The sequence below is a fragment of the Enterobacter sp. 725m/11 genome (assembly GCF_011683705.1).
Lineage (GTDB): Bacteria > Pseudomonadota > Gammaproteobacteria > Enterobacterales > Enterobacteriaceae > Enterobacter > Enterobacter bugandensis.
This window is the reverse complement of the sequence record NZ_JAAQOK010000003.1, coordinates 1-24,151: the sequence shown is the minus strand read 5'-3', so window position 1 is coordinate 24,151 and position 24,151 is coordinate 1. Positions and strand designations below refer to the sequence as shown.

The following is a 24,151-nucleotide window of genomic DNA, read 5'->3' as shown; positions in this document are numbered from 1 at the left end:
GGAGGAAGCATGTCCCGAATGGCAGAACAGCAGCTTTATATCAATGGTGGTTATACATCCGCCACCAGCGGTCGCACCTTCGAGACCATCAACCCGGCCAACGGTGAAGTTCTGGCGAGCGTGCAGGCCGCCGGGCGCGAAGACGTGGACCGCGCCGTAGAGAGCGCAAAGCGCGGGCAAAAAATCTGGGCGGCGATGACCGCCATGGAGCGCTCGCGCATCCTGCGTCGCGCCGTCGACATCCTGCGCGAGCGCAACGACGAGCTGGCAAAGCTGGAAACCCTCGACACCGGTAAGGCGTTTTCTGAAACCTCGACCGTCGACATCGTCACCGGCGCGGACGTGCTGGAGTACTACGCGGGGCTGATCCCGGCGCTGGAAGGCAGCCAGATCCCGCTGCGCGACACCTCATTCGTCTACACGCGCCGCGAGCCGCTGGGCGTGGTGGCGGGCATCGGCGCGTGGAACTACCCGATCCAGATCGCCCTGTGGAAATCCGCCCCGGCGCTGGCGGCGGGCAACGCGATGATCTTCAAGCCGAGCGAGGTCACCCCGCTCACCGCCCTGAAGCTGGCGGAAATCTACACCGAGGCGGGCCTGCCGGACGGCGTGTTTAACGTCCTGCCGGGCGTGGGCGCGGAAACCGGCCAGTACCTGACCGAGCATCCGGGCATTGCCAAAGTCTCCTTCACCGGCGGCGTCGCCAGCGGCAAAAAGGTGATGGCGAACGCCGCGGCCTCGTCCCTGAAGGAGGTGACGATGGAGCTGGGCGGCAAATCCCCGCTGATTGTGTTTGACGATGCGGATCTGGATCTCGCCGCAGACATCACCATGATGGCCAACTTCTTCAGCTCCGGCCAGGTGTGCACCAACGGCACCCGCGTGTTCGTGCCTGCAAAATCTAAGGCCGCGTTTGAGCAGAAAATCGTTGAGCGCGTGGGCCGCATCCGCGCAGGCGATCTGTTCGATGAAAACACCAACTTTGGCCCGATGGTCAGCTTCCCGCACCGCGACAGCGTGATGCGCTACATCGCCAAAGGCAAAGAAGAAGGCGCGCGCGTGCTGTGCGGCGGCGACGTGCTGAAGGGCGACGGATTTGATAACGGCGCGTGGGTGGCCCCGACCGTGTTCACCGACTGCACCGACGAGATGACCATCGTGCGCGAAGAGATCTTCGGCCCGGTGATGTCCATCCTCACCTATGAAAGCGATGAAGAAGCCATTCGCCGCGCCAACGACACCGACTACGGTCTGGCGGCGGGCATCGTCACCGCCGATCTGAACCGTGCGCACGGCGCCATTCATCAGCTTGAAGCGGGCATCTGCTGGATCAACACCTGGGGTGAATCCGCTGCGGAGATGCCGGTCGGCGGCTACAAGCACTCCGGCATTGGCCGCGAGAACGGCGTGATGACGCTGCAGAGCTACACCCAGGTGAAGTCCATCCAGGTTGAGATGGGTAAATTCCAGTCCATATTTTAACCGGGAGGTTTATTTGCAATTTGACTACATCATTATCGGGGCCGGCTCTGCCGGCAACGTACTGGCTACACGACTGACTGAAGATCCGAACACCACCGTCCTGCTGCTTGAGGCGGGCGGGCCGGACTACCGCTTTGACTTCCGCACCCAGATGCCTGCCGCGCTGGCCTTCCCGCTCCAGGGCAAGCGCTACAACTGGGCGTATGAAACCGAGCCAGAGCCCTTCATGAACAACCGCCGCATGGAGTGCGGACGCGGCAAAGGGCTGGGCGGCTCGTCGCTGATCAACGGCATGTGCTACGTGCGCGGCAACGCGATGGATCTGGACAACTGGGCGAAAGAACCGGGTCTGGAGCACTGGAGCTACCTCAACTGCCTGCCCTACTACCGCAAGGCAGAGACCCGCGACGTGGGGCCGAACGACTACCACGGCGGCGACGGCCCGGTGAGCGTCACCACCTCTAAGCCGGGCGTAAACCCGCTGTTTGAAGCAATGGTGGAAGCAGGCGTGCAGGCGGGCTATCCGCGCACCGACGATCTCAACGGCTACCAGCAGGAAGGCTTCGGCCCGATGGACCGCACGGTCACGCCGCAGGGCCGACGCGCCAGCACCGCGCGCGGCTATCTGGACCAGGCAAAACCACGTCCTAACCTGACCATCCGCACCCACGCCATGACCGATCGCATCCTCTTTGAGGGCAAGCGCGCGGTGGGCGTTGAGTGGCTGGAAGGCGAGAGCACCATTCCGTCAAAAGCGACGGCGAATAAAGAAGTCCTCCTGTGCGCAGGCGCCATTGCGTCACCGCAGATCCTCCAGCGTTCCGGCGTGGGCAACGCTGAGCTGCTGAAGCAGTTCGATATCCCGCTGGTGCATGATTTACCCGGCGTGGGAGAAAACTTGCAGGATCATCTGGAGATGTACCTCCAGTATGAATGTAAGGAGCCGGTTTCCCTCTACCCTGCCCTGCAGTGGTGGAACCAGCCGAAGATTGGCGCGGAGTGGCTGTTTGGCGGCACCGGCGTGGGTGCGAGCAACCACTTCGAAGCGGGCGGATTTATCCGCAGCCGCGAGGAGTTTGAGTGGCCGAACATTCAGTACCACTTCCTGCCGGTGGCGATTAACTACAACGGCTCAAACGCGGTGAAGGAACACGGCTTCCAGTGCCACGTCGGCTCCATGCGCTCCCCGAGCCGTGGACACGTGCGCATTCAGTCGCGCGATCCGCACCAGCATCCGGCGATCCTGTTCAACTATATGTCCCACGAGCAGGACTGGCAGGAGTTCCGCGACGCGATCCGCATCACCCGCGAGATCATGCACCAGCCGGCGCTGGACAAATACCGCGGTCGTGAAATCAGCCCGGGCGTCGAATGCCAGACCGACGAACAGCTGGACGAGTTCGTGCGTAACCATGCCGAAACCGCGTTCCATCCGTGCGGCACCTGCAAAATGGGCTATGACGAGATGGCGGTGGTTGACGGTGAAGGCCGCGTTCACGGGCTGGAAGGATTACGCGTGGTGGATGCGTCGATCATGCCGCAGATTATTACCGGCAACCTGAACGCCACCACGATTATGATCGGTGAGAAAATTGCTGATGCGATTCGCGGGCGCGAGCCGCTGGCAAAAAGTACGGCCGCGTATTATGTGGCCAACGGGGCGCCGGTCAGGCGCTGAGGATATTTCCCCTCCCCCTGGCCCTCTTCCATACGGGAGAGGGCTTCCCACCCAAAATTTATTTTTATTTTCCTGCATCCAGTTCACCCCCTCCCCTCGTATATGCATATGTGAGCAATCCCTTTGCTCCCCAAACCGAGGAAAGATGATGAAAAAGCTAACCCGTGTTGCACTCGTCACCAGCGCTTTACTCTTCTGTGCAGGCACATCAGCCGCCATGACGTCAGGCTCCGTGATGGTAGGCGGAGCCGAAATGTTCCCGAGCAAAAATATCGTTGAAAACGCCGTGAACTCGAAAGATCACACCACGCTGGTGGCCGCCGTCAAAGCGGCTGGACTGGTGGATACGCTTCAGAGCAAAGGGCCCTTCACCGTATTTGCGCCGACCAATGCGGCGTTTGCGAAATTGCCTGCCGGCACGGTCGAGAACCTGGTCAAACCCGAAAACAAAGCCACGCTCACCAGCATCCTCACCTATCACGTGGTCGCCGGTAATTACGATATGAAGGCGCTGGAGCAGAAAATTAAACAGGGCGGCGGACACGCGGAGCTGAAGACCGTTAACGGTCAGCCGCTGTGGATCATGAGCAACGGCCCGCACAACATTCAGCTTAAGGACGGTAAAGGCAATGTGGCGAACATTAGCACCTATGACGTTCATCAAAAAAATGGCGTGATCGATGTGATTGATACCGTCCTGATGCCTAAGTAGTTGTCTATACTTCGGAAGTGTGACGTTACCTTCCGGGAAAAACATGGATAACGCGCTGGCAGAACAGCAGCAGAAATTAATGCAGGCGGTCGCAAACGGCGATCGCCGCGCATTTGAACAACTCTATCGACTCACATCGCCACACCTGTTTGCCGTCGCGCTGCGCATGCTGCGCGACCGCGCGTGGGCAGAAGAGATCCTTCACGACTGTTTTATCACCGTCTGGAGTAAAGCCGAAACCTACAACGCTGCACTGAGCACCCCGATGACCTGGCTTACGCATATTGTTCGCAATCGCTGTATTGACTGGCTGCGCAGCGGGCAAACCCGCGCTGCCGACCGCGAGTCGCCGTATAACGAAGCGCTTTTGCCCGGCGAAAACGATGAGCAGAATAACTGGCACGACGATGCGCAGGCAGAGCGGCTCAGGCATTGTCTCGAACATTTGAGCAGCGAGCAGCGCCAGAGCATTACGCTCGCCTACTATCAGGGAATGTCTCACAGAGACATTGCCGACTGGCTCCAGCAGCCTGTAGGCTCGGTGAAAAGCTGGATACGTCGGGCAATGGATCATCTTCGGGAGTGCGTGGGGTTATGAATGACGCAGAAAAACGCGACGACATGCTGGCAGCAGAGTATGCCCTCGGCACGCTGCGGGGAGGAGCGCGGCTTCAGTTCCAGAAAAGGGTCCTCCGTGAACCGGCTCTGGCCGCCCGCGTGGCGTACTGGCAGGACATGTTCAGCACGCTGGATAGTCATCTTGTGCCCGTCCCTCCACCCGAGACGGTGTGGAAAAGAATCGCCCTCGACCTGCCGCCCAAAAAACCTTTACGCCAAAGTCGGCCTTATCTCGGCTGGATGGTTGCGGCCTCACTCGCCGCCCTGACGGTCGTTGCCTGGTATGCCACCCGAGCCCCGGAACTCGCTCCGCTGATGGTACTCAACGATGCCCAACAGCACGGGCAGTGGGTCGTCAGCGCGGACGCCAGCCGCCAGCACCTGAGCATTGCCCCGCTTCGACCGACAGCTGTCGCCGCGCAACACAGCCTGCAGCTTTGGCTGATCCCAGGCGGGCAGGCGCCGGTATCCATGGGGCTGCTGCATAACGACATCCCCACACGCGTCACCCTCAGGAACGCAACGCTCCCTGCTGACGCCACGATAGCCATAAGCCTTGAACCAGAGGGCGGATCGCCCACCGGCCTCCCCACAGGCCCGGTGCTTTACAGTGGCAAACTGTAATCCTCAGGCCCTGTTTGCAGGGCCGTCATCGTCCCCCCTTTTATTTATATAATATTCTCGGTTACCTATAAGAATTAAATATTAGGCCTGCAATTAATTTAATTATTAAAAAACGACATTGACAGACGCTTCCGTACTCCATTAAGTTTTAAACGAACATCATTTTATTCCCGATACAGAATATATCAAAAACCGCATTAATGAATTTGTCATTATTCATTAACGCTTCTCTGCCTTTTATTTTTTGCATCACTCAATAGCGAGATAAGATCATGAATATTAGTGCAAACAAGGTGGTTGTCATCACCGGTGCCAGCAGCGGTATTGGTCAGGCCATTGCCCTCCATTTAGCGAATAACGCGTTTTCGCTGGTGCTGGTGGCGCGCCGTCTGGACAGAATTAATGCCCTGGTGGATCAGATTATTCAACAGGGCGGCAAGGCGATTGCCGTAAAGGCTGACGTGACCCGTCAGGAAGAGGTGCAGCGCGCCATTGACGCTGCCGTTGCCGCATACCAGCGCGTGGATGTGGTGATCAATAACGCGGGCTTTATGGCCATCGCCCCCCTCAGCGAGCTGAAAACCGACGAATGGGACAAGATGATTGATACCAATCTGAAGGGCGTGCTGTACGGCATCGCTGCCGCGCTCCCGGTGTTCCAGCGTCAGGGCAGCGGGCATTTTATTAACGTTGCCTCCGTTGCGGGCATCAAGGTGCTGGCCCCTGGCGGCGTGGTGTATAGCGCCACGAAATTCGCCGTCCGCGCGCTGAGCGAAGGCTTACGTCAGGAGGCAGGTAAAACTATCCGCACGACGCTTATTTCGCCCGGTGCCGTCGAAAGCGAACTGCAATTCGGCAGCTCTGACGAAGAGAGTAAAAAATTTCTCCATGAGTTTTATAAGCAGGCTATTCCGGCTGACGCAGTTGCCCGCGCGGTTTTATTTGCCATAGAACAGCCTGGCGACGTTGATATTAATGAAATTGTTGTGCGTCCAACGCAGGAAGAATTTTAGCCTGCGTTAAATAATGCTGAATGAGGTGTCATTATGATTAAATCATTAACATCCTTATCAGATCTCAATATGCGAACGGGTGCCGATATTCTTCTTGAAGTGCTGGAGAGTGAAGGCGTGGAATATATTTTTGGCAACCCCGGCACCACCGAACTTCCGCTCATTGATGCCCTGCTTCGCCATGAAAATATTCACTATATTCTGGCGCTTCAGGAGAGCACCGTGGTGGCGATTGCCGACGGCTATGCGAAAGCCTCCGGCAAAACGGGCTTTATCAATTTGCATACCGCCAGCGGCCTGGGGCACGGCATGGGGAATCTCATTAATTCGCGGATTATGAAAACCTCGCTGGTGGTGACCGTTGGACAGCAGGATACGCGACACTACGTCCGCGACCCGCTTCTGTATGATGATATTGTTTCCATCGGCTCTCCGATCATGAAGTGGGCGCAGGAGGTCACCAGCGCCGACCAGCTCCCGGTGCTGGTGCGCCGCGCGTTTCACGCTGCCAGCTATCCTCCTGGCGGCCCGGTGCTGCTCTCCCTGCCGATGAACGTGATGGAAGAGCTGAGCGACGCCGGGATACAGACGGCGTCGAGAGTAAACTACCACACCGTTGCGGGCTCGCTGGACGAGCTGGCGGAGGCGCTCAGCGAGATCGCGCCGGGCAGGATCATGATTGTGGCGGGCGATGAGGTGCACTCCAGCGGCTCGACGCAGGAAATTGTACAGCTGGCGGAAGCGCTCGGCGCCCACGTCTACGGCTCCTCCTGGCCGCTGAATTTGCCATTTCCCACCCAGCACGCGCTCTGGCGAGGCAATATGCCTACCACCGCCAGCGAAATCGCCAGCGTCATCAATGCCTACGATGCCGTATTTATCATCGGCGGCAGAAGCCTGATCACCATTTTGTACAGCGAAGGCGAGGCCATTCCGGCAACCTGCGCGGTGTATCAGCTCTCGGCGGATATGTACGAGCTTGGCCGCACCTATGCCACTCGCCTTTCGGTGATGGGGGATATCAAACTGTCCCTGCACGAACTGCTGCCGAAGCTTGAGCAGCGCCTGACCGCCAATACGCTGGCCCACCAGCAGCTGCTGGTGGCGGCCCGCGACGAACGTGAGAAGGAGTGGCAGTTGCAGGAAGAACGTCTGGCCGCCGAGCGGCTTCGCCCGGCCCTTTCGCCGATGGTCGCAGCCTGGGAGGTCATCCGATCCATTCCGGCGGGTACCACCATCGTTGATGAGGCGATAGCGACCGCCAGGCATGTCCGCCGGTTCATCTCTGACCAGCAGCATCAGCGCTACTACTTTATGCGCGGCGGCGGACTGGGCTGGGGGATGCCTGCCTCCGTGGGGCATTCGCTGGGACGCGGACAGGAGCCGGTGGTCTGCCTGATCGGCGACGGGGCCTCCCTGTACTCGCCGCAGGCACTCTGGACGGCAGCACACGAAAATCTGCCGGTCACCTTTATCGTCATGAATAACAGGGAGTACAACATCCTGAAAAACTTTATGAAGAGCCAGGCCGACTACAGCTCAACGCGGCTGGGCCGTTTTATCGGGATGGACCTCGTGAACCCGCATATCGATTTTCAGTCGCTGGCCACCGCCATGGGCGTCCACTGCTGCCGGGTGACCGAGGCGGCGGATATCGCCGAAGCGGTAACGCGCGGCCTGCAGTCCGGAAAAACCAACCTGATTGAAATCGCGATTTCCGCGGATTAGCCGCGTGGTTGGGCTGTACCCTACATAAAAACTTATAACCGAAACGCCTCAAGCCGCTTTATTTGCCGTCCTTCCTCGTCAAAATTCGCCGCCGCCAGCCAGGCGCGCAGCTCCGCGTCTCTTTGCGGCCATTCGCCGTCAATAATAGAAAGCATATCGCTGTCACGGTTGCGGCCTTTCCGCACCAGCCGCTGGCGTAAGCGCCCTTCCCAGACGAATCCAAGCCGCTCCGCGGCGCTGCGCGATGCGGTATTCATCGAGTCGCACTTCCACTCCAGCCGTCGGTATTTGTGGTCAAAGGCGTTTTTCAGCAGCAGCCACACCGCCTCGGTGCCGATGCGGGTGCCTTTCATCCTGCGCGACCAGGTGACGTGGCCGATCTCCACCGAGCCCTGAAAGCGCTCGATCGCCATATAGCTCACCAGCCCGACCGCCTTTTCAGTGCGTAAATCCATCACGGCGAAGGGCACCAGATCATCATCCATCACCTTTCCGGACACCCAGTGTGCGGTGGCTTCCACGCTTTCAGGCCGGTTGCTGGCAAGCCACGTCCAGTCGCTGTCGTCGCCCAGCGCGTAGGCTTCAAAGAGATCCGCCGCGTGACGCCCGGCGTCCAGCGGCTCAAGACGGCAATACTGGCCGGTCAGCGCCGTGCGGGTTAATACCTGCGCGCACTTCCAGTCCGGGACAAGATCGTTAACGGTTTGACCATATTGATTGATTTCGGGCACGGGGGTGACTCCCTGAAAGGTAAGGATTTTGTTATAGCAGGTTAAAAGGGCGGCGAAAAGAGAGGCGTTTAATAACCAGGCCGCATGCGATATATCCGCATGGCATAAGCAAAGCAGAATTTCGACTTTGAAGAAATGTGGAGTCGACCTAACGTAGCGGAGCATAAAACAATCACAATATATTCTTCTCAGGGATCGCTATGACAAAAAAACTGTTGCCGTTACTGATGCTGGCTGCGCTCTCAGGCGCTACCCACGCCGCTACGCCGCCGACGACGCTGGTGGTTGCTCAGGGTCTTGATGACATCGTGAGCCTCGACCCGGCCGAAGCCAACGAGCTCTCCAGCATCCAGACCGTGCCGAGCCTGTACCATCGTCTGGTGCAGCCGGACCGCGATAATCCGGAAAAAATCACGCCGGTTCTGGCAGAAAGCTGGGACGCGGATGCGGCAGCAAAAACCCTGACCATCAAGCTTAAACCCGATGCAAAATTCGCCTCCGGCAACCCGCTGCGTCCGGAAGACGTGATTTTCTCTTATACCCGCGCCGTGACGCTGAACAAATCCCCGGCCTTTATCCTCAACGTGCTGGGCTGGGACGCGAGCAACATCGCCAGCCAGCTGAAAAAGGTGGACGATCATACCCTCCAGCTTCACTGGACGGCGGACGTTAGCCCCTCGGTGGCGCTGAATATTCTCTCCACGCCGATAGCCTCCATCGTCGATGAAAAGCAGGTCGCGGCAAACGTCAAGGATAATGACTTCGGCAACGCCTGGCTGAAAATGCACTCTGCGGGCAGCGGCGCGTTCAAAATGCGCGTCTATCAGCCGCATCAGGCCATCGTGCTGGAAGCCAACGATTCCGCCCCCGGCGGCGCGCCGAAGCTCAAAAGCATCATCATTAAAAACGTTCCCGATCCGGCTTCACGCCGCCTGCTGATCCAGCAGGGGGATGCGGACGTGGCGCGCGATTTGGGTGCAGACCAGATTAGCGCCCTCGACGGCAAGCCGGGCGTGAAGGTGCTGAGCATTCCGTCCGCCGAGCAGAATTACCTGGTGTTTAACACCGGCAACAGCGCCAATCCGCTGCTGAACAACCCGGCGTTCTGGGAAGCGTCGCGCTGGCTGGTCGACTATGACGGCATCACTAAAAACCTGCTGAAAGGCCAGTATTTTGTTCACCAGAGCTTCCTGCCGGTCGGCCTGCCGGGCGCGCTGGAAGACAATCCGTTTAAATTTGACCCGGCAAAAGCGAAGGCAATCCTCGCCAAAGCGGGCATTAAGGACGCGCACTTCACGCTGGACGTGGAGAACAAGCCGCCGTTTATCACTATTGCCCAGTCGATGCAGGCGAGCTTTGCTCAGGGTGGCGTGAAGGTGGATCTGCTGCCTGCCGCCGGGAGCCAGGTCTATGCCCGCGTGCGCGCTAAGCAGCATCAGGCGGCGATTCGTCTGTGGATCCCGGACTACTTCGATGCGCACTCAAACGCCAGCGCCTTCGCGTGGAACGACGGGAAGTCCAGCACCGTGGCCGGTCTGAACGGCTGGAAAATCCCGGAGCTGAACAAGGCCACGCTGGCGGCGGTTGCCGAACCGGATCCGGCGAAGCGTCTGGATCTGTACAAGAAGATGCAGGAACAGCTGCAGCAGAGCTCGCCGTACGTGTTCGTCGATCAGGGCAAAACCCAGATCGCGGTGCGCGATAACGTGAAGGGATATCAGCAGGGGCTGAACGCGGATATGGTCTGGTACGATCGCGTCACGAAGTAGCCCTTGTCCTTCTCCCTCTCCCGTGGGAGAGGGGGTCGTCCGTGCATATTTTCTGGATAACGATTTCCCATGCCGCATCTTTCCACCCGCGTGCTTCAGGGTCTGCTGACCCTGCTGCTGACGCTCTTCGGGCTGCTGCTCGTCACGTTTGCGCTTTCGGCGTATTCCCCGGTCGATCGCGTGCTGCAGATCGTCGGGGATCACGCCAGCCAGTCAACGTACGATCAGGTTCGCCACCAGCTCGGGCTGGATCGTCCCCTACCCGTGCAGTTCTGGCACTATCTGCAAAATCTCGCCCACGGTGATTTAGGCACCGCCAGCGCCACCGGGCAGCCGGTGCTGCAGGATCTGCTGCACGCCTTCCCCGCTACGCTGGAGCTGGCGACGCTGGCGTTAATCATTGGGTCCGTGCTCGGCGTGACGGCCGGGGTGCTGTGCGCCCGCTACGCCGGTTCGCCGCTCGATGTCGCGATCAGAACGCTTACCCTGCTCGGCAACTCGGTGCCGATTTTCTGGCTTGGCCTGCTGATGCTGGCCCTGTTCTACGCGAAGCTGCAGTGGAGCGTGGGCCCCGGCAGGCTGGACGATATCTGGCAGTTCACCGTCGAGCCGCGCACCGGCTTTGCGCTGATAGACACCTGGCTTTCCGGCGATCGCGAGGCATTCCGCAACGCCATCAGCCACCTGGTGCTGCCGGTGCTGCTGCTGGCCTATTACTCGCTGGCAAGCATTACCCGCCTGACCCGCTCGGCCTGCCTCAGCGAAATGAACAAGGAGTACATCCTGCTTGCCCGCGCCAAGGGTGCCGGGGAGATGGCCATTCTGCTGCGCCACGTGCTGCCGAACATTCGCAGCACCCTGCTGACGGTGATCGCCCTGGCCTATACCAGCATGCTGGAAGGTGCGGTATTAACCGAAACCGTGTTCTCGTGGCCGGGCATCGGACGCTATCTCACCACCGCCCTGTTCGCCGGAGACACGACCGCGGTTATGGGCGGTACGCTGCTGATTGGCGTCTGCTTTGTACTGATCAATAACCTTACCGACCTGCTTGTGCGGGCGACCGATCCCAGGGTGCGCTGATGCCGTTTTATCTCTTCTTACGCCGCCTGCGCCGCTCCCCTGCCGCCGTTTGCGGACTGATTGGCCTCGCGCTGCTGGTGTTTATTGCCCTGTTCGCGCCCTGGCTGGCGCCGGTAGATCCGAACTGGCAGGACGCTGCCGCGCGCCTGGAGGCACCTGGCGCCCGGCACTGGCTGGGCACCGACAGCTACGGGCGCGATCTGCTCTCGCGCCTGATTTACGGCACCCGTCCGGTGCTCGGGCTGGTGGCGCTGGTGACGGTCATTACCCTGCCCGCCGGGCTGCTGGTGGGCATTTTGTCCGGCTACTACGGCGGCTGGGTGGAGCGTATCCTGATGCGCTTTACCGACGTGGTGATGTCGATGCCGCGCCTGATCCTCGCCTTCGCGTTTGTGGCGATGCTTGGCCCGGGGCTGGTCAACGGCGCGCTGGCGCTGGCCTTAACGACCTGGCCCGCCTACGCCCGTCAGGCGCGAAGCGAGATTCAGCGTCTGCGCCACAGCGATTATCTGGCCGCGGCGGAGATGATGGGGATCCGCAGCCTGCGCCTGCTGGTCGGCCATATTCTGCCCCTGTGCCTGCCGTCCGCGATTGTGCGGCTGGCGCTGGATCTGGCGGGGATTATTCTGGCCGCCGCCGGTCTCGGCTTCCTCGGCCTTGGCGCGCGTCCGCCCATGGCCGAATGGGGGGCGATGATTGCCGACGGCATGCAGGTGATTTTCGACCAGTGGTGGATTGCCGCCATTCCGGGCGGCGCCATCCTGTTTGCCAGCCTGGCGTTTAACCTGCTGGGCGATGGCCTGCGCGACGTACTGGAGCCACAGCATGACTGAACACCGCGTTATCGTCGATGCGCTGAATATCGACTACCCCGCCGCGCGCGTGGTCAACAACCTGAGCTTTCGGCTTGGCAACGAGCGGCTGGCGCTGGTGGGAGAATCCGGCTCCGGTAAGTCGATGTCCGCCCGCGCCCTGATGGGTCTGGTGCGTAAACCCGGTATCGTGAGCGCGAACCGGCTTAACGTGCTTGGCAACGATCTGCTGACCCTGAACGCCCGCCGCTGGCAGGCGCTGCGCGGCAACGGGATTGCGATGGTCCTGCAGGACCCGCGCTACGCCCTAAACCCCGTGAAAAGCGTCGCCGCCCAGCTTGATGAGGCGCTCACGCTGCATCAGCGCCTGACGCGCCCGGAGCGTGCGGCGCGCATTCACGACATCATCCGCGCCGTCGGGCTGAACGAGAACGTGCTGTCACGCTATCCCGGCGAGCTTTCCGGGGGCATGGGCCAGCGGGTGATGATTGCGATTGCGCTGATCAACAATCCGCAGGTGCTGATTGCCGACGAACCGACCTCCGCGCTGGACGCCCGCCTGCGCAACCAGATCCTCGAGCTGCTGGTACAGCAGTGCGAAGAACGCCAGATGGCGATGCTGTTAATCAGCCACGATCTGCCGCTGGTGGCGGAGCACTGCGACCGCGTGCTGGTGATGTATCAGGGTGAAAAGGTCGATGAGATGGCGGCGAACCGGCTCCCGCAGGCGACGCATCCGTACACGCGCACCCTGTGGACCTGTCGTCCAGACGCCCATACTTATGGACAGATGCTGCCGACGCTCGATCGTTCGCAGCCGTGGAAGGAGGCCAGCGATGGCGCTCGTTGAGGTTAACCAGGTGCAGGTCACCTTCGGGGAAAAAACGGCGGTCTCTGCCGCCAGCTTTAGCATAGAGAGAGGCGAGACGTTCAGCCTGATTGGCGAATCCGGCTGCGGCAAATCGACCCTTCTGCGCGTGCTGGCAGGGCTACAGCGCGAGTGGCGCGGCAGTATTGCCCTGCTGGGGGAAACGTTAACGCCAGGGCGCCGCTTTGAAGGCAAGCTTCGCCGCAACGTGCAGATGGTGTTTCAGGATCCGTGGGCCTCGCTGCATCCAAACCACACCATTGCGCGCACCCTGTCGGAGCCGTTAAGCCTACACGGCGAAACGCAGGTTGCGGAAAAGGTGGCGGATGCGCTGCAGCAGGTGGGACTTTCCGCCGACGCGGGCAGGCGCTACCCGCACCAGCTTTCCGGCGGCCAGCGCCAGCGCGTTGCCATTGCCCGGGCGCTGCTGCTGCGCCCGCAGCTTCTGCTGCTGGATGAACCGACCTCGGCGCTGGATATGTCGGTGCAGGCGGAAATCCTGAACCTGCTTAACCGCCTGAAGGCCGAGCATGAGATGACCTATCTGCTGGTGAGCCACGACGCGGACGTGATTGCCCATATGTCCGACCGGGCAGCGTTTATGGCGCACGGGGCGATCCAGAAGGTGTTTGACCGTGAGGCGATGTTACGGGGCGAGCACAGAATGGGTTAAGTTTTGCAGGCCGGGCAAGGCATCGCCGCCACCCGGCATAAAATTACTTCAGCAGCTTAACCGTCGCGTCGATGTCGATTTCATCTTCGGTAAAGATCATCGTCGTGTTCTGGAAGGTGGTGATCGCCAGCTTCTTCACCGTGCGCATTTCGCCCGGCTTCTTGTCGGATTTTGGTTTGATGCTGTTCATCAGCAGACCCACCGACAGCACCGCGTTCTCTTTGTCGATTTTGGTCTCAACGGGCTCTTCTTCGCTGAATACCACGAAGGATTTGATCGAGGTGAGCTTCACGCGCTCGCCCGCGATATAGAGATGCTTGCTCTCCGGGATCACCTTCACCGCATACGCGGAAAGGCCTTTGGTGTTGGTAGTTGGCTCGAAGGTCACCGCAGCGTCTTTTTTAATCAGATCGGGGTTCGCGACCTTAATCACATGAAAATAGCGGTTGTCGCCGTTTTCATCTTTGATAAATCCGAAGCCTTTATCTTTAAACCACGTTGTGATTGTACCGTTCATCGCTGTTACCGCCTGTCAGATCGTAATGACTAAAGTTTTGCAGCGCGCAGTGTAATGCACAATGGCGGAGGAGACAAAAAAAAGCCCCTGCACAGGGGCAGGGGAAAACTCATGTCAGAGCTTATTAGAATTTAGTTGAACACCATCCCACCATCGATGAGCAGAGACTGGCCGGTCATATAGTCAGAGTCTGGCCCGGCAAGATATGAAACGCAGGCGGCAACATCTTCCGGTTCGGACAGGCGGCCAAGCGTAATGCGTTTGGCAAAGGTCTCGGTCCCGTAGCCGAGCGGTTTACCCGCCGCCTCGGAGACCTGACGGTCGATCTCCGCCCACATCGGCGTTTTAACGATGCCCGGGCAGTAGGCGTTAACGGTGATCCCCAGCGGAGCAAGATCCCGTGCGGCGGTCTGGGTTAAGCCGCGTACCGCAAATTTACTGGAACTGTAGACGGCCAGCTCCGGGTTGCCGGTATGCCCCGCCTGTGAGCAGGCGTTGATGATTTTGCCGCCGTGTCCCTCTTTGCGGAACGCGTCAATCGCGGCCTGAATGCCCCAGATCACCCCTTTCACGTTGATGTTGTAGACCTTGTCGACAATCTCCGGCGTGATGGATTCGATCGGCGTGGACGGCGCCACCCCGGCGTTATTGACGATAACGTTGAAGCCGCCCAGTTCGGTGCGGGCTTTTTCCACCGCCGCAAACACCTGGTCGCGGTCAGAGACGTCCACCTTCACGGCGACAGCCTTCCCGCCGCTGCGGATGATTTCATCGGCAACCGCTTTCGCCGTCTCTTCGTTGTAATCGGCGATAGCGACGGCAAAACCATCCTTCACCAGACGAAGCGCGATCGCTTTGCCAATCCCCTGGCCTGAGCCGGTTACGAGAGCCACTTTTTGCATTTCTCTGTCCTTATGTTGATTCACAAAATCTGGCTGAGATGGAGCTGGCCCATCAGCAGCGGGTTATCGCTGTAGTCGACGGGAATGGCCACCACGGCCGGGCCATCGACATCCATTGCGGCACGAAGCGTCGGTTCGAGCGCGTCGGCACTCTCGACGGCAAAACCTTTTGCGCCGAACGCGTCGGCATAGGCTTTGAAGTCGACCGGGCCGAACTCGACGCCGGAAAGACGCTGGTATTTTTTCTCTTCCTGAATGGCAACCATGTTGTAGGCGTTATCCACCCAGATGATATGCAGCACGTTGGCGTTGAGGCGTACGGCGGTTTCCAGCTCCATGCTCGACTGCAAAAAGCCGCCGTCGCCGGAGACCGACACCACCTTGCGGCCCGGGTTGACCAGCCACGCGCCAATCGCCCACGGCAGCGCCACGCCCATGGTCTGCTGACCGTTGGAGATCATCACCTGACGCGCGCGGAAGCTGTAGAGGTAGCGGGCGATCCAGATGTGGAAGCTGCCCATATCGACGGTAAGCGTCACGTCGTTGTTCACGATGTCCTGCATGGCGCGCACGATGCGCAGCGGATGCAGGGCAAACTGGTTAAGCGATGCGCCGCGGCGGTCGAGGAGGTCCCGCTGATGCTGGCGATCGACCAGAATTTCCGAGGCGCGCTGGCTCAGTTCAAGCTTGTGCTCAATGCGGCTGGCGAGCAGATTCAGCGTGGCGGCGATATCCCCCACCAGCTCCAGATCGGGAACATACTTGCGCTCCTCATAGGCGGGCAGCACGTCAATGTGCACCAGCGTAGCGTCGCCGCTGTTCCACATGGACGGCTCGTATTCCACCGGGCTGTAGCCGATGCAGATAATCAGATCCGCCAGATGCAGCAGCCGGTCGCCCGCCTGGTTGTTAAACAGGCCGACGCGTCCGGCAAAGCGGGTGAAGTGCTCCTGATTCACCGCCCCGGCGGCCTGGTAGGTGCTGGTGACCGGAATACGGCTTTTCTCCAGCAGCTTGCGCAGCGCGGCGCTGTTGGCGGGCTGGCTGGCCATCAGGCCGAGCAAGATGACCGGGTTTTTGGCCTTTTCAATAAGCTTCGCCACGTCGTTAATGGCGGATTCCGGTGCCGGCCCCATCAGCGCGGGACCGCTGGCGGGTAAAATCGCCCCCGTGGTGGGCTGGTCGACAATATCCTGCGGCAGGCTGACAAACGCCCCGCCCGGCCTGCCGTGCTCGGCGGCGCGAAACGCGTTGGACACCACCTCGGCAATCGCGTCCGGGGAGTTCACTTCCACGGCGTATTTCGTCACCGGGCTGAACATCGCGACGGTGTCCATGCTCTGATGCACCAGCTTCGCTTTATCTGCCCGCTTCACCGCCCCGCCCAGCGCTACCACCGGGTCGCCTTCGCTGTTCGCGGTGGCAATACCGGTGATCAGGTTCGAACAGCCCGGTCCGGAGGTGACCAGCGCCACGCCGGCTTTGCCGGTCAGACGCCCCACTGCCGCCGCCATAAACGCCGCGTTGGCCTCGTGGCGTACGGGAATGATCTCGATGGAGGAGTCCAGCAGGGAGTCAAAAACCTTGTCGATTTTTGCCCCCGGGATCCCGAACACCTGCTTCACGCCCTGCGCTTCCAGCTGGCCGACAACCATATCGGCGCCGTGCGCCCACTGACGTGACTGTTTCTCACTGTTCACGGTAGTACTCCTGTTAGTTTTCGACGGCGCGGATAGCCGCATCAAGGTTGCTAGGGTGCAGGTTGGCCTGTAAAAACGCGCTGTCGGCGGGCAGGTCAATCATCAGCTTGTGAATTTCACCGAAGGTGAGCACACCGCTCTCAAGCTGGTAGTCGAGCAGATGGCCGCCGCCCTGTCGGTCGTCGGTGATGAAGTGTTCGTGATAGCCCGCCACGTTGATGCCCTGCATATGCTGCGGCGTGCGGAACCCCACCAGCACGCCCTCGCGCTGGTTAAAGCGGAACACCGGCTGGTCGTCCAGCACGTCGGTCATCGCCCGGTACGGTGGCGTCTGGCGCGGTACGGTGCGGGTGTGCGCGTGACGGAAGTTGCCGTCGATGCGCAGCGCGCAGAACAGGTTGTCGGAGGGGATCTGCTGGTCGATCACGTCGTGGATCTGCTGACGGCTGACCGGCCCGTCGAAGGTTTTGCGGTACTGCGGCTGGAACCAGGTCATCACCGCGAACGGCGTTTTTTGCTCCGGCTTCGCGGCGCGGGCGCTGCCGTCGGCGCGCAGCTGGTAGACCTGGCTGCTGAAGGCAATCATTTCGCCGTCCAGCTCGTTAAAGGTGCCGAGGCCAAAATCGCCGTGTGCCAGCAGGTCGGCGATGGTGGTCTCCCCTTCGTAGACGCCGCTTAGCAGGGCGCTCATTAGCGATGTCTGATAGATCACGCTGTCAGGATGTTGAGCCGAGAACCCGCGCAGGGTCTCGCATAAACTCGCCTCACAGTCGCATGCAGATGAATGCATCATCATGCTCGTCCTCTTCAACTTTATTTATAAAGGTTAAATAAATGTTGACCCGATTCAGCAGAGAGTTCCAATATAGAATCCATGCTGGTTTGAGACGTTTTTGATATGGAACTTCGTTATCTGCGCTATTTTGTCGCGGTAGCACGCGAGCGACACTTCACCAGGGCGGCCAACGCGCTGGGTATTTCACAGCCTCCTCTGAGCCAGCAGATCAAACGGCTTGAAGAGGAAGTGGGCACGCCGCTGTTCAGGCGCCTGACGCGGGGCGTGGAGCTGACCGAGGCGGGAGAAGCCTTCTATGAGGACGCCTGTAAGATCCTGGCGCTGAGCGACGCCGCGCTGGAGAAAGCCCGGGGCATCGCGCGCGGGCTGAACGGCAGCCTGTCGATTGGCATTACCAGTTCGGATGCCTTTCATCCCAAAATCTTCGCCCTGATCCGCCAGTTTCAGGTGCAGAACATGGCAGTGCAGGTTCACCAGGTGGAAGCCAACATGTCGTCGCTGACCACGATGCTGGCGGAGGGTGAGCTGGATATCGCCTTTGTGCGCCTGCCGTGCGAAAGCAGCAAGGTATTCGAATTAAAAATCCTCGACCGGGAGCCAATGGTGGTGGCGCTGCATCGCGATCATCCCCTGGCGACGTGCGGCGATCTGGCGCTGGAGGAACTTCGGGATACGCCGGTGGTGTTGTTCCCGCAGGAGGTCGCGCCGGGTCTGTATGACCGGGTTTACGGCTGCTGTGAGCGGGCCGGAATAAACGTGCAGCGCGCGCTGCAGTCGTCGCAGCTTTCCTCTTCCCTGAGCATGGTCTCCGCCGGCGGCGGGTTCGCGCTGGTGCCGAAATCCATGGCGGCCATTTCACCGCCGAATGTCACCTACCACGCGCTGCGCTCGCCGGAGCTTTATACCGATATCGCGCTCTGCTGGCGGCGCTTCGAACGTTCGCGGACGGTGAAGCGGTTTCTGGCGATGATGAGCGAGGATTAATGGTGCGGCGGTGCCCGGAAATGCCGTTCTGGAAGCCGCCTCGCAAACCTGCAAGCAACCTTATGTAATTCAGGGTTATCGCTTTTCATCCCTTGTTTATGGTCGTAAAGTGCCTGCGTTGCGGCACAACCGTAACCGGGCGTAGGAACCCGTTAGCATAACATGACATTTTTTAGACAAAGAGGATGCTAAATGGCGACTACCCCTGAATTTTCCTACGCGCTTTCTGAGGAAAGCGTTGTTCACCAGCTCATCAACCACCCAATTTCCGATTCTGCGGATCTCTTCGAACTGGCCGATGCCTGCGCCGCTTACGTAAGCGTACTGGTGGAAACTTACGACGCAGTGACATTTGCCACGCTATGCGAGCGACTGCTGGCTGCGCTGAAACGGCTGCGCGAGTGCTGTGACTCAGAACTTCCACCGTATCTGGTGGAACGGCTCATTGCGGGGGAAAAGATAACCTCCTGCGTGCCAGAATGCTGGCAAGAAACGGCGCTACAGGTGGATTATGCCGTGGCGTTAACGCTGACAGTAATGGGCGGGACATTACCTGCGAGCGTGGCGAAAGAGCTCACCGGGCTGTTGCATGATATGGTCTGGCTGCTGGCGGAGTTTGTGAAGGAGCCTTATATAACGGCGCACTGAGGCGGGTGATGGGTGGCCGGGGTTCTGCTGGGGTAAAAAGCAGGACTTTGGCCTTACTCAAAGTACAGAGTAGTTTGTTGAATGTCCGTTAAGAGCGAGGAGCGGACGTTGCATTTGACGACTACATGCTCTCTGCCTCAGGTGTTCCCTGATGGAATACCAATTTCCATTGCCCGTTCTCAGAGATTTCCCAGCATGAAGAACGAAGGGATGCACGACTACCATCTGGATGGACAGTTCTGTAATGCAATATTGCGAAATTATCTCTAATGATGATAAGCCGGAAATCACTACTAAGAATAGCTGGAACGCAGTCTTCCCTCGAAAGGGCTTCAATAGTCTGTGCACGATCAACTAATACTCCTGAGCGCGTTATTTCGCTAAATCTTTCATGGAGTATCTGTTCAAGCCATTTCCGATCTTTCCGCCTGCTGCCATGAAGTAAACATTCGAGTCTTTTTAACGTATCCAGTAGCATAGTATTTTTCCCTCATCACAATCGAACATTAACTCTTAAGGTGATAATCGGAGGAATGCAACGTCCGTCCCCGGCACAGATCTAATGTGAAATGCGGCGATGTGGATCTGCTATGAGCGGGTTAATCATCAAAATTACACTGTATCATGAATGGAATAATACGATGAATATAAGGACAAGATTAGCTCTACCCTCTGATATAGAGGGTATTTTTGACGTCAGGACTTCGGTTAAAGAAAATCATCTCAGTCGAGAAGAAATGGAGCGGATGGGAATTACCGAGAGCGTTGTCACCGATATGATTGAAAAAAGTCGTTGCGCATGGGTTGCTGAAGATGATGAAAAAGTGACTGGTTTTTCAATGATTTTGCCCGATGAAGCATGCCTTTTTGCGGCATTTGTTCTACCTAAATATGAAGGTCGAGGTTTAGGCCGCAGACTTGTTGGACTCGCAGAGCAGGAATTATTCAAACATCATGAGGTTGCCTGGCTTGAAACCGACAAAAACAGTCGTGCGGCAGAATTTTATAGGCGGCTGGGCTGGATTGAGAAAGGAAATGTTAGCGAATCCGATATTAGATTAGAGAAAATTCGCTGCGTTTGAGCAAAGACCTCTTTCGTAAACGTCCGCTTCTGGCACAGAGCGGACGATCTAACTGAGCTGAAGGTCCGCTGAGAGCGAACAGCGGACATTAAGCGTATAAGTGAAAAAATGCTGGTTTTTCATCCAAACCCTGTTAACTTGAATGTCGATGAAAACACACTTTGTGCTATTCGAATCAATCATTATTATCACCTGTCGAATTCAGGTGGGATAACGTTCGCCATTTTCCCGCCGGTAAGGCGGGCCTTACCGGTAACAATCCAGTGAGGTAAACAATGGACATAAATGCAGTCACGACGCCTGAAAAACCTGTCCTGCACTTGTTATGTGGAAAAATTGCATCAGGAAAATCCACGTTGTCAGCAAAATTAGGATCATCACCTGGGACTGTAATTGTCAGCGAGGATCACTGGCTGGCTACCCTCTTTGCTAATGAAATGCAATCCATATCTGATTATGTGCAGTATTCATTAAGACTAAGAAATGCCATGAAGCCTCATCTGGTGTCACTACTAAAAGCTGGTTTATCAGTAGTTCTTGATTTTCCGGCAAACACACAAACAAATCGTGAATGGATGATGAGCATTATTATGGAGTCAGGTGCCAGTAATCAGCTGCACTATCTGAAAGTTTCTGATGACGTATGTAAATCCCGCTTACGCGTGCGTAATGCAGAAGGAGAACATGAATTTTCGACCTCAGATCAACAATTTGAAATCATAACGCATTATTTCTCAGAACCAACTGCTGATGAAGGGTTTAATATCGTTGAATACAGCTGAATCTACCTTTCTACACATAAGCCGTCTGCTGGCGGCTTATTAATTCTTCTAGCTTTTATAGCAATATTCGATTCTACAATGTTTTCAACGTCTGCTTTTGGCACAGGGCTGCTGTTGCAGCCCTGACAACCTTAGACTTCAATCGATTCAGAGATCTCTAACGCATCATCGACTTCGATGCCTAGATAACGGACAGTGCTTTCCAGTTTCATATGGCCCAACAGAAGTTGGATCACCCGGAGATTCTTGGTTTTCTTGTATATCAGGTAAGGTTTTGTTCTTCTCATGGAATGTGTGCTGTAAAGCGAAGCTTCGAGACCAAGCTTTTCTACCCACCCATAAAAAATTCGGCTGTATTGTCGGGTTGATATGTGCCGGTTAGTTCCGATCCGAGACCGAAACAAGAAGTCTTTACTGTGCAAATTGCTAAGCTTTATCAATGCAGCAACAGCTTCTCTTGTCCCTTTGGTTATCTCAAATTGCACAGGGCTACCGGTTTTCTGTTGCAGCACCGTTGCTCTGCTTGAAACCGAGCTACCATATGCAACATCAGATACTTTGAGGTTCACCAGATCGCAGCCTCGTAGCTTACTGTCTAAGGCCATATTGAACAGAGCTAAATCACGCGTTTTACCTTCCAGTTCAAGCCGGATTCGGATCCCCCAGATATGAGATATCTGAAGTGGTCTTTTTTGGCCTATGATACGGTCTTTATTCCACGGTGACGTGTTCATACTCAAATCTCCTGCAATGTGGGAGATTTGAGTATGGTTGTCTCTTATGAGCGAAAAGCGGACATCTTAATTGTTTTTTTTTGCTACTACCTCTATGTAGACATGTTATATGGCTACATTTATACAGAAGTAAGGATTAGTCTTTTCCCGGACCATAATTAAATTTTGTACCTTTGCCAATGGCATAAAACTGTCCACCAGCTACGTAATGGACAGTACGTAATTCATCAGGCGCATCATCAAAAATCCAGTGCCCATTTCTGAAAACGCGGTCATCACTCCATGCTCCGACAATTTCCCCCAAGAACAAGTTGTGCTGCTTTTCATTTTCTTCATTGGGTATGACCTTACATACTAACCAGCCAGCGCAACCTTCAACTAAAGGCAGATCAAACTCTTTCTGATAAAATAGTGGGATTTTACTATTTTTATCTGGTGTGTCGGAATAACTGTGGCCTCCAGCATATAAAACCATTTCCATCTGATTTACTACTGGGATCTGGACAGCGTAATATCCGCTTTTTTCTACAAGCCCGCGAGTAAATGCCTGTGGACCTATAAAAGCCATCACTTTGTTATTGCCTACTAATCCCACCCAGGCCGCTGCCATGACATTTTCAATGCCATCATTTTTAGCCGATATCATCGTGGTTGGCCCGACCTGTAATAAACGATAGGCTTTGTTTAACTCTACTGGTTGAATTGACATAATTTACTCTTTTGAGTTCTGATAAAAAGTAAGACAGGTTACTTATTTGATTGTTCGATTATATGGCTGGAATAGTTGCAAATTAATTGCTATTATCAAAATACATTATTGCAAATTTCACAATAATCATGAACAAACTTGATGCACTAAAATTTTTCATCATCGCCTCTGAGACCTTGAACTTCCGCGAAGCAGCCATCAAACTGTCGGTTTCACCATCAGTAGTAACCCGAACAGTCGCTGAGTTGGAGAAACAACTTGGTGAACCTTTATTCAAACGCAATACTCGTTCGATCTTTCTCACCAGTTTCGGCGAACTATTTTTACCCCAAGCGAAGCGACTGCTGGAAGATTCTGAAAAATTATTTCAGATGGCGAAAGATGATAATGAAATGAAAGGTATTGTTCGCATCACATTACTTCGATTTCCAAATCATGAACAAATCTTGTATGAACTCTTGACTGCACTACGCCCCTATCCTGATTTATTTATTGACTGGCGTTTAGATATGATGAAACTTGATACTATTGAGCATCGTATCGATATAGGTATACGCGTAGGGCGAGAACCTAATCCAAACTTTATCATTAAAAACATCGGACAAGTTGAACATATTTTGGTTGCATCCCCTGAACTTATTGAGCGTCTGGGAGCACCTACTGATTTAGAAGATCTTCGACAGCGTTATCCATTTAGTGGTTTAATTAATCCTGAGACAGGAAAATCATTTGAGTTTATGAGTGACGCAGTGAATACTTTTGTCCCTCGTCATATTGAGTTTTATACTACAGACCCATACGCCGAAATTCAGGCTGCATTGGCCGGAAAAACGGTTGTACAATCCAGCGATTTTATCTGTAGGGAGTACTTAGCAAGCGGCCAACTTGTTCCCCCACTGCCAGAGCTCCGACAGGAGAAATGGCAATTTTATTTATATCGACCTTACCAGCTGATTACTCCCAAAAGGGTGACGGTCGTTTTCTCGCTATTAGAAAAAATATTACGCAAATATTTCACATCAAAATAATATTCTCCTCAACGTCTGCTGCTGGCACAGAGCGGACATTCATATTCATCTCCCTTCCTCTCTATCGGCCCGCCTCCACTCTCAGGTATGAATGCGTTTATCATTTTGTTTAGAAAAGCGATGGGCAGCACGGCCGCCCATTACTTTGCCGAATGGAAAAACAGCGGCCGTTAGCCCGGCCCCTCGCTCCCCGCCGCCAGCAGCAGCACCACCACGTCGCTGATGGGCACCGCAATGCCGTGTTTGCGGCCGTAGCGCTGGATGACGCCGTTGCGGATATCCCACTCCATCGGGCGATCCGCCTGACGGTCGGCCAGGAATGACAGCATAAAAGATCTGCACTGGCAGCTAACCAGACGGCTATATAAGCATCGGAAGTAGGATTTTCTGCTTAACCTCTTTAACTGTTTCAGGCATGTCGCTAGGGATTTGCGGGTATTCTGACGAACCGTTATGAGCCTGTCTCTTATACACATCT

At 56.6% G+C, this 24,151-nt stretch carries 25 protein-coding genes and 1 pseudogene; 17 read left to right on the top strand and 9 right to left on the bottom strand.

The annotated features are described in order from the left end of the window. Positions 1-9 precede the first annotated feature (9 nt). The 7 genes from betB to HBA26_RS01750 all read left to right on the top strand — a co-directional run bounded on the left by betB (position 10) and on the right by HBA26_RS01750 (position 7,855). Complete coding sequence (betB, locus tag HBA26_RS01780) at positions 10-1,482, top strand: betaine-aldehyde dehydrogenase (RefSeq protein ID WP_088205181.1); 1,473 nt, start codon at positions 10-12, stop codon at positions 1,480-1,482. Between the two features lie 13 nt (positions 1,483-1,495). Then, entirely contained in the window at positions 1,496-3,160 is a 1,665-nt protein-coding gene (gene betA, locus HBA26_RS01775; RefSeq protein WP_126345065.1) for a choline dehydrogenase, read from the top strand. Positions 3,161-3,308: 148 nt separating this feature from the next. Next, positions 3,309-3,872, top strand: coding sequence for a fasciclin domain-containing protein (locus HBA26_RS01770; protein ID WP_049138747.1), 564 nt, complete (start codon positions 3,309-3,311; stop codon positions 3,870-3,872). 43 nt (positions 3,873-3,915) lie between these two features. Then, positions 3,916-4,470, top strand: coding sequence for a sigma-70 family RNA polymerase sigma factor (locus tag HBA26_RS01765; RefSeq protein ID WP_126345066.1), 555 nt, complete (start codon positions 3,916-3,918; stop codon positions 4,468-4,470). Then, positions 4,467-5,114, top strand: a complete 648-nt coding sequence (locus tag HBA26_RS01760) for an anti-sigma factor (RefSeq protein ID WP_028012274.1) — start codon at positions 4,467-4,469, stop codon at positions 5,112-5,114. Before HBA26_RS01765 ends, HBA26_RS01760 begins: the two co-directional genes overlap by 4 nt. A 272-nt stretch (positions 5,115-5,386) precedes the next feature. After that, positions 5,387-6,127 (top strand): SDR family oxidoreductase, encoded by a 741-nt coding sequence (locus tag HBA26_RS01755; protein ID WP_063154746.1) that lies wholly within the window; start codon positions 5,387-5,389, stop codon positions 6,125-6,127. Between the two features lie 33 nt (positions 6,128-6,160). Then, positions 6,161-7,855, top strand: coding sequence for a thiamine pyrophosphate-binding protein (locus HBA26_RS01750; protein ID WP_126345067.1), 1,695 nt, complete (start codon positions 6,161-6,163; stop codon positions 7,853-7,855). Positions 7,856-7,887: 32 nt separating this feature from the next. Here HBA26_RS01750 and HBA26_RS01745 read toward each other — a convergent pair whose 3' ends face one another. Then, positions 7,888-8,586, bottom strand: coding sequence for a GNAT family protein (locus HBA26_RS01745; RefSeq protein ID WP_100170638.1), 699 nt, complete (start codon positions 8,584-8,586; stop codon positions 7,888-7,890). 200 nt (positions 8,587-8,786) lie between these two features. Between HBA26_RS01745 and HBA26_RS01740 the strand changes: the two genes are divergently transcribed. The 5 genes from HBA26_RS01740 to HBA26_RS01720 all read left to right on the top strand — a co-directional run bounded on the left by HBA26_RS01740 (position 8,787) and on the right by HBA26_RS01720 (position 13,791). Beyond that, a complete protein-coding gene (locus HBA26_RS01740) occupies positions 8,787-10,355 on the top strand; it encodes an ABC transporter substrate-binding protein (RefSeq protein ID WP_126345068.1) in 1,569 nt (522 codons plus the stop codon). Positions 10,356-10,424: 69 nt separating this feature from the next. Beyond that, positions 10,425-11,438 carry an ABC transporter permease gene (locus HBA26_RS01735; RefSeq protein ID WP_126345069.1) on the top strand — a complete coding sequence of 338 codons (1,014 nt, stop codon included), beginning with the start codon at positions 10,425-10,427 and terminating at the stop codon, positions 11,436-11,438. Beyond that, positions 11,438-12,271: an ABC transporter permease gene (locus HBA26_RS01730; protein ID WP_126345070.1), complete on the top strand. Its 834-nt coding sequence runs from the start codon at positions 11,438-11,440 to the stop codon at positions 12,269-12,271. The genes HBA26_RS01735 and HBA26_RS01730 overlap by 1 nt, the downstream gene beginning before the upstream one ends. Continuing rightward, the gene (locus tag HBA26_RS01725) at positions 12,264-13,100 is read left to right on the top strand and encodes an ABC transporter ATP-binding protein (RefSeq protein ID WP_047367679.1); all 837 of its coding nucleotides are present in this window, start codon (positions 12,264-12,266) and stop codon (positions 13,098-13,100) included. The genes HBA26_RS01730 and HBA26_RS01725 overlap by 8 nt, the downstream gene beginning before the upstream one ends. Continuing rightward, on the top strand, positions 13,087-13,791 hold the full coding sequence (locus tag HBA26_RS01720) for an ABC transporter ATP-binding protein (RefSeq protein ID WP_047367678.1): 705 nt from the start codon (positions 13,087-13,089) through the stop codon (positions 13,789-13,791). The genes HBA26_RS01725 and HBA26_RS01720 overlap by 14 nt, the downstream gene beginning before the upstream one ends. A gap of 43 nt (positions 13,792-13,834) precedes the next feature. On the opposite strand, the gene HBA26_RS01715 is transcribed toward HBA26_RS01720, so the two are convergent. The 4 genes from HBA26_RS01715 to budA form a co-directional block, all read right to left on the bottom strand. Then, positions 13,835-14,308, bottom strand: coding sequence for a cold shock domain-containing protein (locus HBA26_RS01715; protein ID WP_045260739.1), 474 nt, complete (start codon positions 14,306-14,308; stop codon positions 13,835-13,837). 131 nt (positions 14,309-14,439) lie between these two features. Then, a complete protein-coding gene (locus HBA26_RS01710) occupies positions 14,440-15,210 on the bottom strand; it encodes a (S)-acetoin forming diacetyl reductase (RefSeq protein ID WP_028012265.1) in 771 nt (256 codons plus the stop codon). 20 nt (positions 15,211-15,230) lie between these two features. Continuing rightward, complete coding sequence (gene alsS, locus HBA26_RS01705) at positions 15,231-16,910, bottom strand: acetolactate synthase AlsS (RefSeq protein ID WP_028012264.1); 1,680 nt, start codon at positions 16,908-16,910, stop codon at positions 15,231-15,233. Between the two features lie 13 nt (positions 16,911-16,923). Beyond that, positions 16,924-17,703 carry an acetolactate decarboxylase gene (gene budA, locus HBA26_RS01700; protein ID WP_028012263.1) on the bottom strand — a complete coding sequence of 260 codons (780 nt, stop codon included), beginning with the start codon at positions 17,701-17,703 and terminating at the stop codon, positions 16,924-16,926. 105 nt (positions 17,704-17,808) lie between these two features. Here budA and HBA26_RS01695 point away from each other — a divergent pair, with 105 nt between their 5' ends. Further along, positions 17,809-18,690: a LysR family transcriptional regulator gene (locus HBA26_RS01695; protein WP_048998942.1), complete on the top strand. Its 882-nt coding sequence runs from the start codon at positions 17,809-17,811 to the stop codon at positions 18,688-18,690. A gap of 192 nt (positions 18,691-18,882) precedes the next feature. Next, positions 18,883-19,338, top strand: a complete 456-nt coding sequence (locus HBA26_RS01690) for a hypothetical protein (RefSeq protein WP_126345071.1) — start codon at positions 18,883-18,885, stop codon at positions 19,336-19,338. Positions 19,339-19,459: 121 nt separating this feature from the next. On the opposite strand, the gene HBA26_RS01685 is transcribed toward HBA26_RS01690, so the two are convergent. After that, entirely contained in the window at positions 19,460-19,816 is a 357-nt protein-coding gene (locus HBA26_RS01685; protein ID WP_072059941.1) for a DUF4440 domain-containing protein, read from the bottom strand. Positions 19,817-19,979: 163 nt separating this feature from the next. Here HBA26_RS01685 and HBA26_RS01680 point away from each other — a divergent pair, with 163 nt between their 5' ends. Both HBA26_RS01680 and HBA26_RS01675 read left to right on the top strand, forming a co-directional pair. Beyond that, positions 19,980-20,420, top strand: coding sequence for a GNAT family N-acetyltransferase (locus HBA26_RS01680; protein ID WP_047364355.1), 441 nt, complete (start codon positions 19,980-19,982; stop codon positions 20,418-20,420). A gap of 275 nt (positions 20,421-20,695) precedes the next feature. Continuing rightward, positions 20,696-21,202, top strand: coding sequence for an ATP-binding protein (locus HBA26_RS01675; RefSeq protein WP_047364322.1), 507 nt, complete (start codon positions 20,696-20,698; stop codon positions 21,200-21,202). A gap of 131 nt (positions 21,203-21,333) precedes the next feature. Here HBA26_RS01675 and HBA26_RS01670 read toward each other — a convergent pair whose 3' ends face one another. Next, positions 21,334-21,936, bottom strand: coding sequence for a tyrosine-type recombinase/integrase (locus HBA26_RS01670; protein WP_047364321.1), 603 nt, complete (start codon positions 21,934-21,936; stop codon positions 21,334-21,336). 136 nt (positions 21,937-22,072) lie between these two features. Then, a complete protein-coding gene (locus tag HBA26_RS01665) occupies positions 22,073-22,645 on the bottom strand; it encodes a flavin reductase (protein WP_028012260.1) in 573 nt (190 codons plus the stop codon). A 128-nt stretch (positions 22,646-22,773) separates the two neighbouring features. Between HBA26_RS01665 and HBA26_RS01660 the strand changes: the two genes are divergently transcribed. Next, positions 22,774-23,673, top strand: a complete 900-nt coding sequence (locus HBA26_RS01660) for a LysR family transcriptional regulator (protein WP_028012259.1) — start codon at positions 22,774-22,776, stop codon at positions 23,671-23,673. A 170-nt stretch (positions 23,674-23,843) separates the two neighbouring features. Here the strand turns inward: HBA26_RS01660 and HBA26_RS01655 are convergent. Next, positions 23,844-23,996: pseudogene (locus tag HBA26_RS01655) on the bottom strand (ketopantoate reductase C-terminal domain-containing protein); the annotation flags it as partial. Between the last annotated feature and the right edge of the window lie 155 nt (positions 23,997-24,151).

What these genes read in the sequence shown, in the direction of transcription:
- HBA26_RS01685 (WP_072059941.1), bottom strand. Translation starts at nt 19,816, where the DNA reads ATGCTACTGGATACGTTAAAAAGACTCGAATGTTTACTTCATGGCAGC.
- budA (WP_028012263.1), bottom strand. Translation starts at nt 17,703, where the DNA reads ATGATGCATTCATCTGCATGCGACTGTGAGGCGAGTTTATGCGAGACC.
- HBA26_RS01660 (WP_028012259.1), top strand. Translation starts at nt 22,774, where the DNA reads ATGAACAAACTTGATGCACTAAAATTTTTCATCATCGCCTCTGAGACC.
- HBA26_RS01770 (WP_049138747.1), top strand. Translation starts at nt 3,309, where the DNA reads ATGAAAAAGCTAACCCGTGTTGCACTCGTCACCAGCGCTTTACTCTTC.
- HBA26_RS01755 (WP_063154746.1), top strand. Translation starts at nt 5,387, where the DNA reads ATGAATATTAGTGCAAACAAGGTGGTTGTCATCACCGGTGCCAGCAGC.
- HBA26_RS01760 (WP_028012274.1), top strand. Translation starts at nt 4,467, where the DNA reads ATGAATGACGCAGAAAAACGCGACGACATGCTGGCAGCAGAGTATGCC.
- HBA26_RS01730 (WP_126345070.1), top strand. Translation starts at nt 11,438, where the DNA reads ATGCCGTTTTATCTCTTCTTACGCCGCCTGCGCCGCTCCCCTGCCGCC.
- HBA26_RS01735 (WP_126345069.1), top strand. Translation starts at nt 10,425, where the DNA reads ATGCCGCATCTTTCCACCCGCGTGCTTCAGGGTCTGCTGACCCTGCTG.
- HBA26_RS01665 (WP_028012260.1), bottom strand. Translation starts at nt 22,645, where the DNA reads ATGTCAATTCAACCAGTAGAGTTAAACAAAGCCTATCGTTTATTACAG.
- HBA26_RS01720 (WP_047367678.1), top strand. Translation starts at nt 13,087, where the DNA reads ATGGCGCTCGTTGAGGTTAACCAGGTGCAGGTCACCTTCGGGGAAAAA.
- HBA26_RS01750 (WP_126345067.1), top strand. Translation starts at nt 6,161, where the DNA reads ATGATTAAATCATTAACATCCTTATCAGATCTCAATATGCGAACGGGT.
- HBA26_RS01710 (WP_028012265.1), bottom strand. Translation starts at nt 15,210, where the DNA reads ATGCAAAAAGTGGCTCTCGTAACCGGCTCAGGCCAGGGGATTGGCAAA.
- HBA26_RS01675 (WP_047364322.1), top strand. Translation starts at nt 20,696, where the DNA reads ATGGACATAAATGCAGTCACGACGCCTGAAAAACCTGTCCTGCACTTG.
- HBA26_RS01765 (WP_126345066.1), top strand. Translation starts at nt 3,916, where the DNA reads ATGGATAACGCGCTGGCAGAACAGCAGCAGAAATTAATGCAGGCGGTC.
- betB (WP_088205181.1), top strand. Translation starts at nt 10, where the DNA reads ATGTCCCGAATGGCAGAACAGCAGCTTTATATCAATGGTGGTTATACA.
- HBA26_RS01695 (WP_048998942.1), top strand. Translation starts at nt 17,809, where the DNA reads ATGGAACTTCGTTATCTGCGCTATTTTGTCGCGGTAGCACGCGAGCGA.
- HBA26_RS01670 (WP_047364321.1), bottom strand. Translation starts at nt 21,936, where the DNA reads ATGAACACGTCACCGTGGAATAAAGACCGTATCATAGGCCAAAAAAGA.
- HBA26_RS01715 (WP_045260739.1), bottom strand. Translation starts at nt 14,308, where the DNA reads ATGAACGGTACAATCACAACGTGGTTTAAAGATAAAGGCTTCGGATTT.
- HBA26_RS01680 (WP_047364355.1), top strand. Translation starts at nt 19,980, where the DNA reads ATGAATATAAGGACAAGATTAGCTCTACCCTCTGATATAGAGGGTATT.
- HBA26_RS01725 (WP_047367679.1), top strand. Translation starts at nt 12,264, where the DNA reads ATGACTGAACACCGCGTTATCGTCGATGCGCTGAATATCGACTACCCC.
- HBA26_RS01740 (WP_126345068.1), top strand. Translation starts at nt 8,787, where the DNA reads ATGACAAAAAAACTGTTGCCGTTACTGATGCTGGCTGCGCTCTCAGGC.
- HBA26_RS01690 (WP_126345071.1), top strand. Translation starts at nt 18,883, where the DNA reads ATGGCGACTACCCCTGAATTTTCCTACGCGCTTTCTGAGGAAAGCGTT.